Raw genomic sequence first — 16,683 nt, forward strand, 5'->3', positions numbered from 1 at the left:
AATAGTATAACAGAGCAGGCTGGCCGCCGCGCAAGTCGTATTAGTTGGCTCTGCCATAAGAAGGAAATGAGGAAAGATGGACGCAAAAACAAAATACAAGGCCAAGAAAACCAAAATTGTCTTCTTTGACATTGACGACACCTTGCGGGTCAAGGTGACTGGCTACATGCCAGAGTCTATTAAGACGGTTTTTGCCAGCCTTAAAGAAAAGGGCTATTTGACAGGGATTGCCTCAGGTCGTGCACTTTACGGTGTCGTCTCTGAAATCAGAGACCTCAAGCCCGACTACTTTGTCACCATTAACGGTTCCTATGTCATTGACAAAAAGGGACAGGAGGTCTTCAATCAGCCTCTGGACAAGGAAATCACCAGGGCCTATGTGGACTGGTGTCGTGAGATTGGGATAGCCTATGGGTTTGCAGGCAAGGACGAGCCAATCGTCTCAGAAAACACCGATATTGTCCGCTCTGCTATCGAGCCCATCTACGGTCCTTGCCAGGTTGACCCAAATTATCACCTGAGTCATGACGTTTATCACATGTGGACCTTTACGGAAAACAACGCTGAGCTGGCTTTGCCAGAACATTTGGCTGCGGAGGTTCGTCTGGTACCTTGGCATGAGTACTCCTCAGATGTCGTGAAAAACGGGATTTCTAAGGCCTCAGGAGTGGCTGAAGTTCTCGCTAGAGAAGGCCTCAAACCGGAAAATGCTATGATGTTTGGTGACGGTCCAAACGATATGGAAATCTTTGATTATGTCGGCTTCACGGTCGCCATGGGAAATGCCGTCCCAGAAATCAAGGAAAAGGCAGATTATATCACAAATACAGTAGAAGAAGATGGCATTTTTAATGCCTTGGAGAAATTAGGAATGGTAGAACAAACATTAACTTTCCCTCAATTGGACCTTGCAAACGTTGAGGGTCCTGTTGCAACGATTAAAACAAACCGCGGAGACTTGACCATCAAGCTCTTCCCAGACCATGCCCCAAAAACGGTCGCAAACTTCGTAGCCCTCGCTAAGGATGGCTATTATGATGGCATCATCTTCCACCGTATCATCAAGGACTTCATGATTCAAGGTGGAGATCCAACAGGTACGGGTATGGGAGGTCAGTCCATCTATGGAGATAGTTTTGAAGATGAATTTTCAAATGAACTCTACAATCTGCGCGGTGCCCTTTCTATGGCCAATGCTGGCCCCAATACTAACGGTAGCCAGTTCTTCATCGTTCAAAACAGCAAGATTCCTTACGCTCAGAAAGAGTTGGAACGTGGTGGTTGGCCAGCCGAGATTGCAGCTAGCTATGCGGAAAATGGTGGAACCCCTCATCTTGACCGTCGTCACACCGTATTTGGTCAATTGACAGACGAAGCTTCCTATGCAGTCCTTGACGCTATTGCAGCAGTTGAGACTGGTGCCCAAGATAAGCCGGTTGCAGATGTTGTCATCGAAACTATCGAGGTTGTAGACTAATGAAAGTTGGAGATAAGGTCCAGGGGACCGTAACAGGAATTAAGCCCTATGGGGCCTTTCTCCAGTTGGAGGATGGCTCTACAGGCCTGGTCCACATTTCAGAAATCAAATCTGGCTATACGGATAATATCCATAAGGTCTTGACGATTGGTCAATCGATTACCGTTCAGGTCATTGATTATGATGACTATTCCCAAAAAGCCTCCCTATCCTTGCGGACCTTGGAGACGGAGAAACACCCCCACCATAATCGTCACCGCTTTTCCAACAATCGCTATCAGTATGGCTTCAAACCACTTGAAAAAGCCCTACCCAAATGGATTGAGCAGGCCATGACAGATTTGAAACAATCCTAGTAAAAGATCAAAAGCAGTCCTACTGGGCTGCTTTTTTGTAATACAATGAAACATAAGATAAGCTAATAATTCTATTAACTGAGTCGGATTTATAAAGTTATCAGAAAGTTGAGCAAGGATATATAGTATATTTGGAGGTCATATTTGCTGGCCTTAGGTCTCTTGGAATTTTATGGGGTTTGAGGAATCTTAGTATCAATAGTTTTGATTTGAGTGATGTACAAACTGATGCAAATAATCCAACTAACTATTGTCAGAGCGACTTTGAATAAAAGGTTTTCACCAAAAGAACTATTCCATAGGATATGCAAAACCAGAGGTGCTAGAGCATAGAGCAACAAGGATTTGGCACTGCTCTGTTTCCAATATAGGAGTAAAACAGCAGTCGTCATCAGAGCTGTTAGAAGCCAGTGGGAAGCGATGATACTTTCCAATCGGCTGATGGCTTCTGGTATGGGGTGTCCGCTTGGGGTTAACATGGTCGATAAGGTGTAAGTGTAGTCCTCAGATAATTCAAAGCCAAGTCCCACACCTAGACCAATTCCCAATGCAGACCAAATTGACTTGGTGCGAGAGAGGTAAATGATGACGAGAGCTAGCCCAAATTTCAAACTTTCTTCGACAAGAGGCGGTGCAATGCTAGGTTCCCATGTTTTAAGAAGAGCTGAGTTTGGGAACCATTGCGTTAGCTGTGTACTAATAGCATTGTTTAAGAGACCTGCGATTCCCGATTATTAAAATTCCAAATAGCAGAGCACCCAAAAAAACAAAGTAAACTCAGCCCTTTTTTGCGAAGGAAAAAGAGAGTCAGTACAGATAAAGGGAGAACATAGCTACAAAAGAGAATCCCAATAGCGATAAGGAATTCTGACCACTGCTGGGGAGAACTTTGTAGACTCATAAGAATCAAGACTTCCTCACTCAGTCGCCAAAGGCTAAGCAAAGCAAGTAATGCTAAGATAAATTTTCAAACCATAGATAGACCTCCTACATACTAGCTGCAATAATCAAATATTGAAAAATTCCAAGCCCAACCACATCAGCGATGGCATGGGACAAAAAGATAGGGTAGAGATTGTTGTCCTTTTTCTCATACCAAAAGCGATAAAAAATCCCTAAAATTAGTCCGATAGCCAAGGCAGCTAAGACTCCCTGATAGGTATGGAAGGAAATACGCACCAAGAGTGATAGGACAAATATCCAAGGTCGGTATCTTTTTTCAACAACGGAACACATTCCGATAAAGTAAATCTCCTCGTAGCAACCATTTAAAAGGGCAAGAGCAACCATGGAAATATTGGTAAACTGACTAAAGAAAGCAACAAGCCCTGCTGGAATATCCCACGGTGTTCCAAAAATTTGACCAGCATATCCAGGACTAAGTAGTATGAAAAAGACATCTACTGAAAAAGCAAGAAAGACAAATAAACCAATAGCAGTGACTGTCGCTTTAACAGTTGGCGCAAAATGCCATTGCTTGAAATCGAACCGGCGCCAAGCCAGGTAAGCCAAGGCGATGGCTAGGGTCACTCCTTCAAAAAGGAGCATGTAGAGGTTTTGAAGTGTGTCTGGTTGTGTTAGTTCTGAGTCCCCTGCTCCACTAGTCGTAAAGAAAACCTGCATGGATGAAAAAATGGCCGTGCCAAACATGAGGATGGTGAGAATGGGAATATCCCACCATTTTAAGTATTTTAAAGTTGGTTTCATAAGAAGGTCCTTTCTCGTGATAAATAAAGCACGGAGATGGTCTTTGATCTCGTCAAGAGCTTGATATACAGCCACAATTGGGGGAGAATGTATAAGATTTGAATTTAGGAGAGTTCTAGTCATGGCCATAATGACCATCTCGATGCGGTTACAGATACAAGTTCTGTAGCTTTATTATACTCACTTGCTCTGCCATTCATCTCACCTTTATCTGTCTTTTATCTGTTTTTAAAGGAAAAACCAGTCGTTTTCTCCGACTGGTTTTGTCTGCGCTTTATTTTCTTCCTTGCAAATGAGGTTATATTTAGCCTTTCAAAAAATCTATCACAAAGACCATGGAATTATCTTGGCGTGTGAATTGATAAGGGAAGCCATGCTTGCTGAGAATCTGGTCTACAATATACAACCCCAACCCTGTGCCACCATCTTGGCGATTGCGGCTAAAATCTGGCCGATAAAAAGGTTCAAATATTTGTTGGAGTTGCTCATCATTCAGTAAGTGCTCTGCTTGATTGGAAATGATGAGTTGCCCAGCTTTTAAACGGAGGGAAATATGCCCGCCTGTTTTAGTATAGCGAAAGGCGTTATCCAGCAGGTTTTTAATCACTTTTTCTAGATAAAGGCGATGCGCTGTGATGGGGAAGTCTTCGATGTCATAGCTAAATTCTTGTTGGTTGACAATTGCTAATGCTTGGTAAGTCGGTAAGATTTCCTCTAGCATGGCCTTGGCTGAAAACTGGTCCTGTTCAGGATTCAGCAGTAAGTCTAATTTTGAAGCCTCTAAAATGGACTGGACAAGGCTGGCTTGATCTTTCAAAATTTCATAGCAGTGCTCCAGATATTTGTCACGGTCCTTAAAATCTCCGACATTATAACGCATACCTTCGATCATTCCCATCATACTGGTGATGGGAGTTTTGAGTTCATGGGAGGTCATACGTAAAAAGGCAATCTTTTGTTGCTCACGTTCTAAGGCATGTTGGTTCTCCAGTTCCAGCTCTGCAATGCTCTCCATGAGACGCGCATAAAGGCTGTTAATATCTTCAGCTAGATGGGAAATTTCATCCTGTCCTGAAACGGTGCAAGACAAGGTTTTATCCAACTCTTGTAACCGACGAGTCTCCATAGACAAATCTCGGATGCGCTTGGTCGACCATCGACTATAGAAAAAGGCAGCTGCAATAGCAATCACAACGAAGAGTAAGATAACAAAGGGATAAAGGGTTAGTAGGGTCTGGCTGATGGTGGTCAGAGAAGGGAAAATATATTGGCCTGTCAGAATGATATAGGTTCCCTCGGCAGTCTCAAGAGTTTCAGTCCAATAGCCATTTTCAGTATGATCTGTTTCGAGCCAATTTTCGTCATTAGAACTGTCGTTACTCAATGCCTCTTCATCGGGATAAAATACGGTGCCATCACTACTGGCTAAGGTAAAGTAAATTTCCTTGTAACTCTTGTCATCGTTTTTTAGCTGAGTTACCATTTCAGCTCGTGTTTTTCCTTGCAAACTTTGTAAGACCTGGTTAAAGGTTTGGTGCAGTTCTTCTTTTTTGGTTTGGTTGTAATAAATCGGGAGGGTAAAGTAGGAAATGGCTAAGAAGAAGATGAGAACAAGGCCCAGGGTTGCGCTGAGACCAACGAAGTGTTTACGTGTAATTGTCTTCATCCATCCACCTCAATCTTATAACCGCGACCAATGACTGTCGTTAAGGGAAGAGTCGGGATTTTTTTACGAAGATTTTTGATATGATTGTCTAGAACCCGACTATCCAATTCATTATAGCCCCAAATGGTATACATGAGGTTGTCCCTGGTAACGAGCTTGCCACGTCGCTTAAAGAGAACTTCTAAGATATCATATTCGGTTTTGGTTAAATGCACCTCCTGTTTATCCATATAGGCTGTTGTATTTTCCAGGTCTAATCGAATATTGCCCATCCGAATATCGGTGTTTTTTTGTGAACTTCTTAGAATATTTTCTACCCGTTTCATAAGAATGAGCGGTGAGAAAGGCTTGACTACGTAGTCGCTAATCAGTTGATTAAAACTGAGAAGTTGAGTGTATTCGTCATCCATGGCAGTTAACATCATGATAGGCACGTCGGATGTTTTACGGATGGTCTGTAAAACTTCCAAGCCACTGACGGTAGGAATCATAATGTCTAAAATAATCAGGTCGAATTTTTCTTGGTGAAAACAATCCAGGGCCTGTTTACCATCGAAATGTGAAATTACTTCATAACCTTGCTCTTTCAGAAATTCTGTCACGATTTGATTGATCGTTGTATCGTCTTCAACTACTAAAATCCGTGCCATAACTATTCCTTTCAATATTTCGATTCATGTTATGGCTCCATTATAGCAAAATCAGGTAACTCATTTGGTCCTATTTTAAAAAAACAGGCAAAAATTAGATGGTCGTGAGGAGACAAAGATATCCTTTGGCTATACTAGACACAAGAAAAGACCCCTTGGAATAACTTTTTCTCCACTATTTATTTTTGTCTATCAAGAATCTCGATAGAAAATGCTTTAAAACAAAAGGAGTTTTTATGGAATTTCAACACGTCAAGGTAGTTGCCTTATTTTTGGAAGGCCTACTGTCCTTCTTTTCTCCCTGTGTCTTACCGATTTTGCCTATTTATATGGGAATCCTCGGTGGTCAAATTGAGGAGGGAAGGGAGTCTGCCTATCGCAAGCGAGTCTTGCTGAATACCCTTATCTTTGTGCTTGGCATTGCGACGACCTTCTTTTTACTGGCCTTTGCCAGCAGTTTTCTCAGCCGGTTTTTAAACCAGCATATCCGTATCGTTCAAATTCTCAGTGGGGTGCTCATTTTGGGGATGGGGTTCTTCCAGCTAGGAATTATCCAGTCACGATTGTTGACCCGTGAGTTTTCCGCCAAGAGTAAGGTTTATCAAGCTGGTCAAACCATGACCCCTTTTATTGCTTATTTGATGGGTTTTACCTTTAGCTTTTCCTGGACGCCCTGTATCGGCCCTATCCTAGCGAGCGTATTTTTCTACGCCAGCAGCCAATCAGGCATCTGGAGTCTGCTCTTGCTTTTGGTGTACTGCCTCGGATTTATCCCGCCTTTTATCTTGGTTGCCCTCTTTTCGCAACAAGTTTTGGCTTACTTTAAGCGTCAAACTCGCTTTTTGAAATACACTAAGATGATCTCCGGAGTCTTGCTCATCTTGATCGGCCTGTCCATTTTAACCGGAACCTTTTCACTTTTTAGTCATTTATTCAAACCATAAGGAGAAGATTATGTTGAAACGTTTATTGTTATGTAGTTCTTGTCTTTTTCTTTTGTCCGCTTGTTCAATGGCAGAGCAGCAAAGTTTGCCAGCCCGTGAAGAGGTAGCAGAAACTCAAGGGGATAATGGCTTACAGACGGTCGTTGAGGGGCAAAAAGCTCCCGAACTGAACCTGATGGACCAGGATGGCAACTCCGTTTCTCTAGCAGATTATACAGGCAAGAAAGTTTATATCAACTTCTGGGCTAGTTGGTGCAAACCCTGCCTAAAAGAAATGCCACAATTAGAGAAAATTTACCAAAAGTACAAGGACAATCCCGACTACGCCTTTCTTAGCGTGACCTCCCCAAGCGATGCCAAATTTGCCAATGCCTACCCAGTTGATGAAACCCAGGAAAAAATTTTAGCCACAGCCAAGAAGGCAGGTATTACTTATCCAGTCTTCTTTGATCACAAGGATAGTGCTATTGGTTCCTATACCATCCGTGCTTTTCCTAGTCATGTCTTTATCAATAGCGACGGTACAGTTAGTAAGGTCTTCGCAGGTGAATTGGCACCAGAGCTAATTGAAGCTGGGTTAGAAGCTATGAAGTAGTTTTTAGACCTTGCTAAAATCAAATATACAGATACATCTATTCACTCAAAATCTCATCAGATAAGTCAGATTGATGCAGGCAAAATAGACTTAGACCACGACCTATAGTTTTGATTTTGGAAACGTATTAATTACCTTGGTATCATGAGACCTCATTACTCTTAAACCATGTTTAATGATATAGTAAAGACCACCTTGAAAATTAAATCCAAAGGTGGTCTTGTTTTTATCCAATAGGGTCCTCTTGTAGTCCATCTGGGATAATCAGGCTTGTTTCGTGGACCCGATTGACAAAGTCCACTTGTTTGAGATTGACCACTGCTGTATCGCAGAGCAGGTCCATCAAGTGTTGCCGAAGGTTTGTGAAGACCAAGGTAACTGCCAAGATAGGGAAATAGTAGAGAACAATACGTCCAGCGACTTCACGTATTAGCAGAGTTTGGAAGTCAAGGTCACCAGTTTTAACAGAAACGACTTTTAGATTAAGCAAGTATTTCCCAACAGTCTGTCCCTTAAAGTAAAGCATGGTAGCGACAAAGTAAGCCACAAAGAGGGCCAGCTTAATGAGTTCATACCACCAGTGACCACTAGCAGCGGTTGGCGTTATAAAATGATGGATGGTCAGATTGAGTATAATCTTGGTGATGGCTCCAATCAGCAGGCTATCAATCAAATAGGCAAAGAATCGAATCCAAAAACCACCGAAACATTGCTTGGGCCAATCTTGTAAGGAGAGATGAATCATCTTAGTAGCCTCCTTGTAGTTTATATTCTAATTTCATGTCATCAAGAGATTCAATTTTTTCAATCATCTTATCCATTTGACCGAGAGGGGTTGTGTCTGAAGACAGTCCAAGTTGACCGAGCAAGCTTGGGAAGAAACTACCGAAGCCAAGGTCGTTTGATGTATAGGTGAAGACTTGGGCATCCGTCAAGTCAAAGTCGCTCTTAAGAGCTGCTAGAGCGTCTTTTTCATAACCCATTTCATCAACCAATCCAGCCTGCAGGGCTTGGCTACCGCTGTAGATGCGCCCATCTGCTAGTTTACGGACTTCTTCCTCAGACATGCCACGACCTTCTTCGACGACGTCAACAAAGCGTTGGAAGGACTCGTCGATATAGGTTTGGAGGACCTGGCGTTCAGCATCTGTCATGTCACGAGAGGTTGACATGATGTCTTTCATATCCGCGGACTTGATGACCACAGGCTTAACGCCCAACTTTTCCAGCAAGTCTTGGGTATTGTAGGAACTCATGATAACTCCAATAGAGCCGGTAATGGTTTCTTCAGAGGCAAAAACCTTGTCACCCAGCATAGAGAGGTAGTAACCGCCACTAGCAGCTGTTGACCCCATCGATGCGTAGACTGGAATCTCAATTTCAGCTTGGATTTCTTTCATGCGGTCGTAGACTTCACGAGTCGCATAAACACCACCACCAGGAGAGTCAATACTGAGCAGAACGGCCATAATGGTAGGGTCTTCACGTATTTGATCAATGGAGGATAGGATGAGATCATGGTTGTACGTGCTGCCTGTTGTACCGATTTCTCCCTCGATAGGAATCACTAAAATTCGCTTGCTAGCACTTCCTTCCTCCAGAACCTCTTCTTGAATCTCAGTTGCATTACCCAATAATTGGTTGATACTCAGAGCACTTGTTCCTGTTGCCTCGCTAGTTTCTTCCTTTTTAGGACTGGAACTAAATAGTGAGGTTACCAATACCAAAGCAGCAGCACCAATTACAATACCTTTTTTCTTATCCATAAGCGTTTCCTTTTCATTTTCTTGCTTTCATTATAGTCTTTTTTTAGGAAAATAGCAAAGCAGTTTTAGAAATTGAGCGATAAGCGTAGAAGATTCGCCCTTCACTTTATGAGGGATGTTTATTCCTATCAGAATTTGTGGAAATATGATGAGAAGGGGACTCTAGTCGTAAATTATAGTATGCATACAAAGTTAATCCTTATTTAGAATCTCAAGAGATACAGACACTGGCATCATTAGTCTGGAACGAGACAAAAATACCATATTAAAGAATATGAGTCTAACTAAAAATCCACGGATTGCCGAGAGTTTATCCAAGTAAGGTCTGCAAGATAGGGACAAAGTGTATTAGAAAATGCTTTTTGCGGGGACACCTGCCACAGTGACATTATCTGGAACATCCTTAGTCACGACACTTCCTGCGCCCACAATAGCATTTTCACCAATAGTAACACCAGGTAAGATAATTGCTCCTGCACCAATCCAGGCATTCTTTTTTATATGAACGGGCTTTAGAATTAGTCCACGCCTCAGGTCAGCTTCTTGAGGATGGTTTACCGAAATGAGCATTGCCCGTGGTCCAATCAACACCTTATCTTCTATGGTAATAGACCCCAAATCAACCATCATAACGTCAGTATTGATAAATACTTCCTTGCCTATAGAGATATGTCGTCCAAAGTCTGTTCGAAATGGTAATGCGATTGAACTACTGGCATCTAGTACTTGTCCCATAATCTTTTCCAGTAGCTCTCGTTTGGAAGTTTCCGTCTGAACTTGTTTGTTGAGAGTTTCAACTAGTGGCAGAGTTTCTGCTGTTACTTCATGAATGTACTTATAGACTGGCGAATCCTTTTCTATCACTCGTCCTGATTCGATATAGGTTTTTAAATCGCTATTCAATATAATTCTCCTTTTATCTTTACATATTAGCCTTTGCAAAAGATTCCATTTCATCAAAAGGTATAATGTTTTTTTGGTCATAAAGGTCGGTATGGGTTGCACCTTTAATGGTCATCATTTTCTTATTGTCACCAGTCAGTTTTGCAAAAGCATCTTTCCCGAAGTAGTAAGAGTGAGCCGCATCTCCATGAATTAAAAGTACTGCAGAGCGAATTTCATTGCTGTAATGCAAGAATCTTGTATTGGCAAAGCTAGTATTCGATTGGATGGCCCAACCATTATTTGAGTTGACAGAATTTTTATGGTATCCACGGTCAGTTTTGTAGTAGTCCCAATATTCTTTGAGAAACTGCGGAGCTGGATCTTGAGGGCGTTCTTTTGGCAAGCCACCAGCAAGAGCGTATTCCCCAGACGCAAAATCAGCTGTACGTTGGTCACTCAAAGCCTTACGCTGTTTGTAGCGTCCTTCTTCAGTATCCTCTGCATCAAAGTAGCCATTGCCAGCGATACGAGACATGTCATACATGGTTGAGACAATGCTCACCTTGATACGAGTATCAATAGCTGCTGCATTGAGAGCAATCCCTCCCCAACCACAGATACCAATGATGCCAATTTTATCAGCGTCTACATTTTCTTGGTTAGCTAAGAAATCAACAGCTGCCTGGAAATCTTCAGTATTGATATCAGGTGATTGCATGTAACGCGGAACGCCACCAGACTCTCCAATGAATGATGGATCAAAGGCAATCGTTATAAAACCACGCTCTGCCATTTCTTGCGCATACAAACCAGATGATTGTTCTTTAACTGCTCCAAAAGGTCCAGCCACTGCAAAGGCAGGCAGTTTACCAGTCGCTCCTTTGGGTATGTACATATCAGCTGCTAAGGTAATACCAAAATGATTCGTAAAGGTTACTTTTTTATGGTCAACCTTATCGCTCAGTGGAAAAACTTTGTCCCATGTAGTTGTTAATGTTAGGTGTTCAGTCATGTTTGACTCCTTTTTTCAATTATTTTACAAGAACTATTATAGGATACGGCAAACACATAATCAAATACCTATTATATATAGATAATATGCTTAGAAGGTATGATATAATAAAGCAAAACTTATGGAGGATCCCTATGGATATACGAGTATTGAATTATTTTGTGACTATTGTGCAAACTAAATCTATTTCAAACGCAGCCCAGGTTTTGCACATCACACAACCAACATTATCACGACAAATGAAGGATTTAGAGGACGAACTGGATACCACCTTATTTTATCGCGGTAGTCGAGAAATTCAGCTGACAGAAGATGGCCAATACCTCTACAATCGAGCTATTGAAATTCTGGCAATGGTCAACAAGACAAAGAGCAACATCCGCCGAACAGAGGCTATTTCTGGCGATCTTTATATAGGTGCGGCCGAAACACAATCTCTAGATATTCTTGCTCAGGTTACTCAGAAATTAACAGAATCTTATCCCGAAACCCGTGTTCACCTGAGAAGTGGAAATGCAGACTTTGTACAAGAGAATCTGGATCAGGGAATTTTCGATATAGGCATGACATTTGGCCCCTTTGAAAAGAGAAAATATAATCACTTATCGCTTCCAAATCGAGATACTTGGGGAGTCTTAGTTCCTAAGGGCCATCCCTTGACAGAAATAGAAAATCTAAAACTTGTAGATGTGATTTCTTACCCTCTCATTGTCTCTGCTCAATCCAATGTTGATTTCACAGTTTTGTCTGGACTTGGAGATTATCGTATTGTAGCCACATATAATCTCTTATATAATGCCTCACTCTTGGTAAAGGCAGGTGTAGGAATTGCCTTAGCGCTAGATGGAATTATTCCAACAGATTATGACCATAGTCAGTTAGAGTTTTTAAAATTGCAAGAACGAGAAAAGGATTCACTTCAAGTCATCTGGAAAAAGCAAGGAACTCTATCACCTGTTGCGAAAGAATTTTTAAAAATGTTAGAGAAGGTTATCGACAGGCCTGAGAAGCGTATTGTAAATAAAAAACAAGGGTTGGAGGAAACCCTTGTTTAACTGAGTTGAATGAGTGATTCATACTCTTCCCAAATCAAAGCTATAGGTCCTTAGGTTTCCTTGCCTAACTCCAGTTATGCCTAGGTCAACCTGCCTTGTCTCTTTTGAGTTTGAGTGAGTATCAGATTTTCTATTGTCCAAAATCATAGAGGGCTGTAGAAAGATAACGTTCTCCGTTATCTGGCAGGAGGGCCAAGACCTTTTTACCAGCGCCAAGTTCTTGGGCAACCTGGATTGCAGCATGGATCGCTGCTCCTGAAGAAATACCAACTAGGAAGCCTTCCTTGCCTCCGATAGCCCGTCCTGTAGCAAGGGCATCGTCAGATGTCACACGAATAATGCCGTCATAGGCTGCTGTGTCGAGAGTCTCTGGGATAAAGCCAGCAGAAAGTCCTTGAATCTTGTGGGGACCAGGTTTTTCACCTGACAAGACTGCTGACTCATCAGCCTCAACTGCGTAGATCTTAACGTCAGGATTGGCTTTTTTAAGGATATGGGAAACACCGGAAATAGTTCCGCCGGTTCCTACACCAGAAACGAAGGCATCAAGTCCAGTTTCTCCAAAGGCTTCCAGAATTTCTGGACCTGTTGTGGCCTCGTGGATGGCTGGATTGGATGGGTTGTTGAATTGAAGTGGCAACCAAGCACCTTGGGTCTCTGAAATTTCTTTTGCCTTGGCAATGGCTCCCTTCATGCCCTCGCTACCAGGAGTCAAGACGAGCTCAGCACCGTAGGCTTGAATCAGTCTGCGACGTTCAATGGACATGGTTTCAGGCATGGTAATGATGACCTTGTAGCCCTTGGCAGCTCCAACCCAAGACAAACCGATACCCGTGTTTCCGCTGGTTGGTTCAACGATGGTATCACCAGGCTTGATGATGCCCGCCTTTTCAGCATCTTCAATCATGGCCAGAGCAATACGGTCCTTAACGGATGAACCTGGGTTGAAGGCCTCCAGTTTGACGTAGACGTCTGCAGCTCCTTCAGGCACGACACGATTGAGTTTAATAACCGGAGTATTTCCAACCAATTCGGTAATGTTGTTAATAATTTTTGCCATCTTAGCACCTCACTTTGAATGATACACTCAGTATAAGCCAAGAAAAAAGACTTGTAAAATACAAATCTTTTATCTAAGTGATAGGTAATGCTTATCAAGCAACGGGGAGTTCAACGACCTTTTCCCCTATATTCCTCGTGGCGACCTTGCCATGGTAGTAGTCGTTCAAGCTATCGATGAGAGGGGGAATAGCCTCTTTTTCCAAATAGACGGAGGTTTTAATGTCAGCCTCGAATTGGGTGTCTTGCTCAATCAATCCTTCTTTACTGAGAAAGCCAGCAAAGGTCTGGTACTGGGGATAGCTGAGCTGGATTTCAAGTCCTGATAAGGTTTTAACCTGGACCTTGCCCAATTCCTCGATGGCCTTGGCAACCGCTCCGCCATAGGCCCTAATCAGACCGCCTGCCCCAAGTTTGATGCCTCCGAAGTAGCGGGTTACCACCACGGCAATATCGGTAAGCTCATGCTTTTCAAGCACCGCCAGCATAGGAACGCCAGCAGTTCCAGCCGGTTCACCGTCATCCGAGGTTCGCTTGATATCAGATTTTTCTCCAAGGATAAAGGCAGAGCAGTTATGGTTGGCCTTGTAATGTTCCTTCTTGATGGTCGTGATAAAGTTACGGGCCTCTTCTTCGGTAGTCACTCGTTTAACATGACAGATAAAGGTAGATTTTTTGATGTCTTCTTGACTCTGGCCGTCTTGGGCAATGGTTTTGTAGTTCATGCCCCCATTTTATCAGAAAAAATGCGAATGATAAAGTATGACTCAAGAAGATTATTACGGTCGTTTATTGACGGAAAAGGAAGTTACAGAGGACCTTAGAGACCTAGTACAAGCCATCCCAGCCTTTTATGAAGACAGGGGCAAGCTACACTGTCAGCGCTGCGGAACAGCAGTAGATGAAAGACATCTTTTGCCCAATGGTGCTTATTATTGTAGGGAATGCCTGATTTTTGGGAGGAATCAGACGGATCAAGACCTGTATGTCATTGCCCAGCAAAAATTCCCTGTCCAGTCCTCTTTGATTTGGCAGGGGCAGTTGACAGAGTATCAAAGGGAGGTATCACAAGCCCTCCTCAATGCCTTGGACCAGCATGAGAATATCTTGGTCCATGCTGTGACAGGGGCAGGTAAGACAGAGATGATTTACGAGACGGTGGCGCGTGTCGTCGATCAGGGCGGGGCTGTCGCCTTGGTCAGTCCTCGCATTGATGTCTGTAAGGAACTTTACGTCCGCTTGCAGAGGGATTTCAGTTGCGACATAGTCCTCTTGCACGGGGAGTCAGAGCCTTACCATCGAGCTCCCCTGGTCATTGCAACGGTTCATCAACTCTATAAGTTTTATGAGGCCTTTGATTTGATACTGATTGATGAGGTAGATGCCTTTCCCTATGTGGACAACCCCAGTCTTTATCACGCTGTTGCTAAGGCAAAAAAACCGGATGGTCTAACCTTCTTTTTGACAGCGACCTCTACTAATACCTTGGACAAAGAAGTGAAGTCTGGCAGGCTCAAGCAAGTTCACCTGGCTAGACGTTTCCACGGCAATCCCTTAGTCGTTCCTCAGACACGCTGGCTCTCAGGTCTTAATGAGGGAATTACCAAGGGACATCTCCCTAAACCTCTTTTACATTATATTCAAAGCCAGCGTCAAACAGGTTATCCCTTGTTAATTTTCTTTCCTCATATTGAGATTGGGCAGCAGTTCACAACTCTCTTGCAGGAGGCGCTACCTGACCAGGCCATTGGCTTTGTGTCGAGTAAAACCGAAGAAAGGGCTGGCCTGGTCGATGAATTTCGACAGAAGAAGCTAGATATCCTTGTGTCAACAACAATCTTGGAACGTGGCGTGACCTTTCCCTGTGTTGATGTGATTGTGCTTTGGGCCAATCATCGCCTCTACACGAGAAGTAGCCTGGTCCAGATTGGAGGGCGCGTCGGACGGAGTATGGACCGACCGACAGGTGACCTGATTTTCTTTCATGATGGTCTAACCAAGGCCATCAAACAGGCTATCCGAGAGATTAAGGATATGAATCAGAAGGGAGGGTTTTAATGGAGTGCTTGCTCTGCCATGAGACCTGTCAAGAAAAGACAGGCTTTCTATCGATTTTTTTGTTGAAAAGGACTGAAAATTCTATCTGTCAAACTTGTCGTGCGACTTTTAAAAGGTTGGAAGGCAATCTCTGTACACGCTGTTGTAAACCTAGTGAGGACGATGTTTGTAGGGATTGTTTAATCTGGGAAAAACAGGGCTATTTGGTCCAGCACCAGGCCCTCTATCGTTATAATATAGCCATGAGGGATTATTTTAAACACTATAAATTTTTAGGGGACTATCTTCTGCGTGAGGTCTTTGCAGGTGAGCTTAGGCAGGCGCTTAAGGCCTACAAGGACTATACCATTGTCCCCGTACCTGTTAGCTCAGAGACCTTGTTAGACAGAGGCTTTAATCAGGTGACGGGTCTGCTTGAAGGAGCGGGGATTTTTTATCAGGATTGCCTGAGTAAGGAGGAAGCTGCCAAGCAATCTCACTTGACCCGTCAGGAGCGTCTGGCTCTGAAAAATCACTATAGCTTGGCGACTGAGCAGGCCTTACCAGAGAGGGTTTTGTTGGTGGATGATGTCTACACGACGGGAGCGACCATCGTCAGTATCGCTCTGCTATTTCATGAAAAAGGAGTGAAAGACGTGAAAACTTTTTCGCTAGCACGTTAGAAAAACGTTTACATTTTTTTGAAATGTGATATAATAAAAGTGTAAATAAAGTGCTTAGCACAGAAAAGAGGTACACATATGATTAGATTTAGTATTCGTGGCGAAAATATCGAAGTAACTGACGCCATCCGTGCCTACGTTGAAGCCAAAATTGCTAAGATTGAAAAATACTTCAACGATGACCAAGAATTGAGTGCCAAGGTAAATCTTAAGGTTTATCGTGAAAAAACTGCCAAGGTTGAGGTGACGATTCCTCTCGGTTCTGTAACCCTTCGTGCTGAAGACGTATCTCAAGACATGTACGGCTCTATCGACCTTGTAACGGACAAGATTGAGCGTCAAATCCGTAAGAATAAGACAAAAATCTCTCGCAAGCATAAGGAAAAAGTGCCAACTGCTCAGGTCTTTACAGCTGAATTTGAAGCAGAAGAAGTGGAAGAAAATTCTGCTGTTAACGTTGTTCGCACTAAAAACATAGAACTTAAACCTATGGATGTAGAGGAAGCGATTCTCCAAATGGATCTTTTGGGACATGATTTCTTTATCTACACAGATGCTGAAGATGGGGCAACTAATGTCCTCTATCGTCGTGAAGATGGCGAGTTCGGCTTGATTGAAGCTAAATAAGAGATAATGATAATGAAGAGGTTGAACTTGGTTTCAACCTCTTTTTACGTCTTGAAATAAGAACGTTTTACTGGAAGCCTCTTGTATTCGTTCTCATCTTAACCAGTTTATGGTATAATAACAACCGTAGTAAAAAATTAGGCACAACATTAGAAAGGTCTTTG

Annotated in this window: 18 protein-coding genes; 8 read left to right on the forward strand and 10 right to left on the reverse strand. The window is 42.9% G+C overall.

Going from position 1 to position 16,683, the window contains the following annotated elements:
• Positions 1-76: 76 nt before the first annotated feature.
• Complete coding sequence (locus ACFORF_RS07200) at positions 77-1,477, forward strand: Cof-type HAD-IIB family hydrolase (RefSeq protein ID WP_380426810.1); 1,401 nt, start codon at positions 77-79, stop codon at positions 1,475-1,477.
• A complete protein-coding gene (locus tag ACFORF_RS07205; RefSeq protein WP_380426812.1) occupies positions 1,477-1,833 on the forward strand; it encodes a S1 RNA-binding domain-containing protein in 357 nt (118 codons plus the stop codon). Before ACFORF_RS07200 ends, ACFORF_RS07205 begins: the two co-directional genes overlap by 1 nt.
• 170 nt (positions 1,834-2,003) lie before the next feature.
• Here the strand turns inward: ACFORF_RS07205 and ACFORF_RS07210 are convergent, their stop codons facing one another.
• The 4 genes from ACFORF_RS07210 to ACFORF_RS07225 form a co-directional block, all read right to left on the reverse strand.
• A complete protein-coding gene (locus tag ACFORF_RS07210) occupies positions 2,004-2,558 on the reverse strand; it encodes a PrsW family glutamic-type intramembrane protease (protein ID WP_380427092.1) in 555 nt (184 codons plus the stop codon).
• Between the two features lie 262 nt (positions 2,559-2,820).
• A complete protein-coding gene (locus ACFORF_RS07215; protein ID WP_380426814.1) occupies positions 2,821-3,540 on the reverse strand; it encodes a CPBP family glutamic-type intramembrane protease in 720 nt (239 codons plus the stop codon).
• A 304-nt stretch (positions 3,541-3,844) separates the two neighbouring features.
• Complete coding sequence (locus ACFORF_RS07220) at positions 3,845-5,206, reverse strand: sensor histidine kinase (RefSeq protein WP_380426816.1); 1,362 nt, start codon at positions 5,204-5,206, stop codon at positions 3,845-3,847.
• Complete coding sequence (locus ACFORF_RS07225) at positions 5,203-5,856, reverse strand: response regulator transcription factor (protein WP_380426818.1); 654 nt, start codon at positions 5,854-5,856, stop codon at positions 5,203-5,205. Before ACFORF_RS07225 ends, ACFORF_RS07220 begins: the two co-directional genes overlap by 4 nt.
• A 236-nt stretch (positions 5,857-6,092) precedes the next feature.
• On the opposite strand from ACFORF_RS07225, the gene ACFORF_RS07230 reads away from it, so the two are divergent.
• Together ACFORF_RS07230 and ACFORF_RS07235 are read left to right on the forward strand one after the other, a co-directional pair.
• Positions 6,093-6,800, forward strand: a complete 708-nt coding sequence (locus ACFORF_RS07230) for a cytochrome c biogenesis CcdA family protein (protein WP_380426820.1) — start codon at positions 6,093-6,095, stop codon at positions 6,798-6,800.
• 10 nt (positions 6,801-6,810) lie between these two features.
• The gene (locus ACFORF_RS07235) at positions 6,811-7,395 is read left to right on the forward strand and encodes a TlpA family protein disulfide reductase (RefSeq protein WP_380426822.1); all 585 of its coding nucleotides are present in this window, start codon (positions 6,811-6,813) and stop codon (positions 7,393-7,395) included.
• 226 nt (positions 7,396-7,621) lie between these two features.
• On the opposite strand, the gene ACFORF_RS07240 is transcribed toward ACFORF_RS07235, so the two are convergent.
• The 4 genes from ACFORF_RS07240 to ACFORF_RS07255 all read right to left on the reverse strand — a co-directional run bounded on the left by ACFORF_RS07240 (position 7,622) and on the right by ACFORF_RS07255 (position 11,058).
• The gene (locus ACFORF_RS07240) at positions 7,622-8,140 is read right to left on the reverse strand and encodes an RDD family protein (protein WP_380426824.1); all 519 of its coding nucleotides are present in this window, start codon (positions 8,138-8,140) and stop codon (positions 7,622-7,624) included.
• A gap of 1 nt (position 8,141) precedes the next feature.
• Positions 8,142-9,161 (reverse strand): signal peptide peptidase SppA, encoded by a 1,020-nt coding sequence (gene sppA, locus ACFORF_RS07245; protein WP_380426826.1) that lies wholly within the window; start codon positions 9,159-9,161, stop codon positions 8,142-8,144.
• A 348-nt stretch (positions 9,162-9,509) separates the two neighbouring features.
• The gene (locus ACFORF_RS07250) at positions 9,510-10,067 is read right to left on the reverse strand and encodes a sugar O-acetyltransferase (RefSeq protein WP_380427094.1); all 558 of its coding nucleotides are present in this window, start codon (positions 10,065-10,067) and stop codon (positions 9,510-9,512) included.
• A gap of 16 nt (positions 10,068-10,083) precedes the next feature.
• Positions 10,084-11,058: an alpha/beta hydrolase gene (locus ACFORF_RS07255; RefSeq protein ID WP_380426828.1), complete on the reverse strand. Its 975-nt coding sequence runs from the start codon at positions 11,056-11,058 to the stop codon at positions 10,084-10,086.
• Positions 11,059-11,192: 134 nt separating this feature from the next.
• On the opposite strand from ACFORF_RS07255, the gene ACFORF_RS07260 reads away from it, so the two are divergent.
• Positions 11,193-12,113, forward strand: a complete 921-nt coding sequence (locus ACFORF_RS07260) for a LysR family transcriptional regulator (protein WP_380426830.1) — start codon at positions 11,193-11,195, stop codon at positions 12,111-12,113.
• Between the two features lie 130 nt (positions 12,114-12,243).
• On the opposite strand, the gene cysK is transcribed toward ACFORF_RS07260, so the two are convergent.
• Together cysK and ACFORF_RS07270 are read right to left on the reverse strand one after the other, a co-directional pair.
• Positions 12,244-13,173 (reverse strand): cysteine synthase A, encoded by a 930-nt coding sequence (gene cysK / locus ACFORF_RS07265; protein ID WP_380426832.1) that lies wholly within the window; start codon positions 13,171-13,173, stop codon positions 12,244-12,246.
• A 94-nt stretch (positions 13,174-13,267) separates the two neighbouring features.
• On the reverse strand, positions 13,268-13,897 hold the full coding sequence (locus ACFORF_RS07270) for a YigZ family protein (RefSeq protein ID WP_380426834.1): 630 nt from the start codon (positions 13,895-13,897) through the stop codon (positions 13,268-13,270).
• A gap of 37 nt (positions 13,898-13,934) precedes the next feature.
• Here ACFORF_RS07270 and ACFORF_RS07275 point away from each other — a divergent pair, with 37 nt between their 5' ends.
• The 3 genes from ACFORF_RS07275 (at position 13,935) to hpf (ending at position 16,519) form a co-directional block, all read left to right on the forward strand.
• Positions 13,935-15,230 carry a DEAD/DEAH box helicase gene (locus ACFORF_RS07275; RefSeq protein WP_380426836.1) on the forward strand — a complete coding sequence of 432 codons (1,296 nt, stop codon included), beginning with the start codon at positions 13,935-13,937 and terminating at the stop codon, positions 15,228-15,230.
• Positions 15,231-15,472: 242 nt separating this feature from the next.
• Positions 15,473-15,892: a ComF family protein gene (locus ACFORF_RS07280; RefSeq protein ID WP_380426838.1), complete on the forward strand. Its 420-nt coding sequence runs from the start codon at positions 15,473-15,475 to the stop codon at positions 15,890-15,892.
• A gap of 78 nt (positions 15,893-15,970) precedes the next feature.
• Complete coding sequence (gene hpf / locus ACFORF_RS07285; RefSeq protein WP_380426840.1) at positions 15,971-16,519, forward strand: ribosome hibernation-promoting factor, HPF/YfiA family; 549 nt, start codon at positions 15,971-15,973, stop codon at positions 16,517-16,519.
• Positions 16,520-16,683: the final 164 nt, after the last annotated feature.

Origin of the sequence: Streptococcus caprae (assembly GCF_042649745.1) — a bacterium.
Lineage (GTDB): Bacteria > Bacillota > Bacilli > Lactobacillales > Streptococcaceae > Streptococcus > Streptococcus caprae.

What these genes read in the sequence shown, in the direction of transcription:
- ACFORF_RS07200 (WP_380426810.1), top strand. Translation starts at nt 77, where the DNA reads ATGGACGCAAAAACAAAATACAAGGCCAAGAAAACCAAAATTGTCTTC.
- ACFORF_RS07205 (WP_380426812.1), top strand. Translation starts at nt 1,477, where the DNA reads ATGAAAGTTGGAGATAAGGTCCAGGGGACCGTAACAGGAATTAAGCCC.
- ACFORF_RS07215 (WP_380426814.1), bottom strand. Translation starts at nt 3,540, where the DNA reads ATGAAACCAACTTTAAAATACTTAAAATGGTGGGATATTCCCATTCTC.
- ACFORF_RS07220 (WP_380426816.1), bottom strand. Translation starts at nt 5,206, where the DNA reads ATGAAGACAATTACACGTAAACACTTCGTTGGTCTCAGCGCAACCCTG.
- ACFORF_RS07225 (WP_380426818.1), bottom strand. Translation starts at nt 5,856, where the DNA reads ATGGCACGGATTTTAGTAGTTGAAGACGATACAACGATCAATCAAATC.
- ACFORF_RS07230 (WP_380426820.1), top strand. Translation starts at nt 6,093, where the DNA reads ATGGAATTTCAACACGTCAAGGTAGTTGCCTTATTTTTGGAAGGCCTA.
- ACFORF_RS07235 (WP_380426822.1), top strand. Translation starts at nt 6,811, where the DNA reads ATGTTGAAACGTTTATTGTTATGTAGTTCTTGTCTTTTTCTTTTGTCC.
- ACFORF_RS07240 (WP_380426824.1), bottom strand. Translation starts at nt 8,140, where the DNA reads ATGATTCATCTCTCCTTACAAGATTGGCCCAAGCAATGTTTCGGTGGT.
- sppA (WP_380426826.1), bottom strand. Translation starts at nt 9,161, where the DNA reads ATGGATAAGAAAAAAGGTATTGTAATTGGTGCTGCTGCTTTGGTATTG.
- ACFORF_RS07255 (WP_380426828.1), bottom strand. Translation starts at nt 11,058, where the DNA reads ATGACTGAACACCTAACATTAACAACTACATGGGACAAAGTTTTTCCA.
- ACFORF_RS07260 (WP_380426830.1), top strand. Translation starts at nt 11,193, where the DNA reads ATGGATATACGAGTATTGAATTATTTTGTGACTATTGTGCAAACTAAA.
- cysK (WP_380426832.1), bottom strand. Translation starts at nt 13,173, where the DNA reads ATGGCAAAAATTATTAACAACATTACCGAATTGGTTGGAAATACTCCG.
- ACFORF_RS07270 (WP_380426834.1), bottom strand. Translation starts at nt 13,897, where the DNA reads ATGAACTACAAAACCATTGCCCAAGACGGCCAGAGTCAAGAAGACATC.
- ACFORF_RS07275 (WP_380426836.1), top strand. Translation starts at nt 13,935, where the DNA reads ATGACTCAAGAAGATTATTACGGTCGTTTATTGACGGAAAAGGAAGTT.
- ACFORF_RS07280 (WP_380426838.1), top strand. Translation starts at nt 15,473, where the DNA reads ATGAGGGATTATTTTAAACACTATAAATTTTTAGGGGACTATCTTCTG.
- hpf (WP_380426840.1), top strand. Translation starts at nt 15,971, where the DNA reads ATGATTAGATTTAGTATTCGTGGCGAAAATATCGAAGTAACTGACGCC.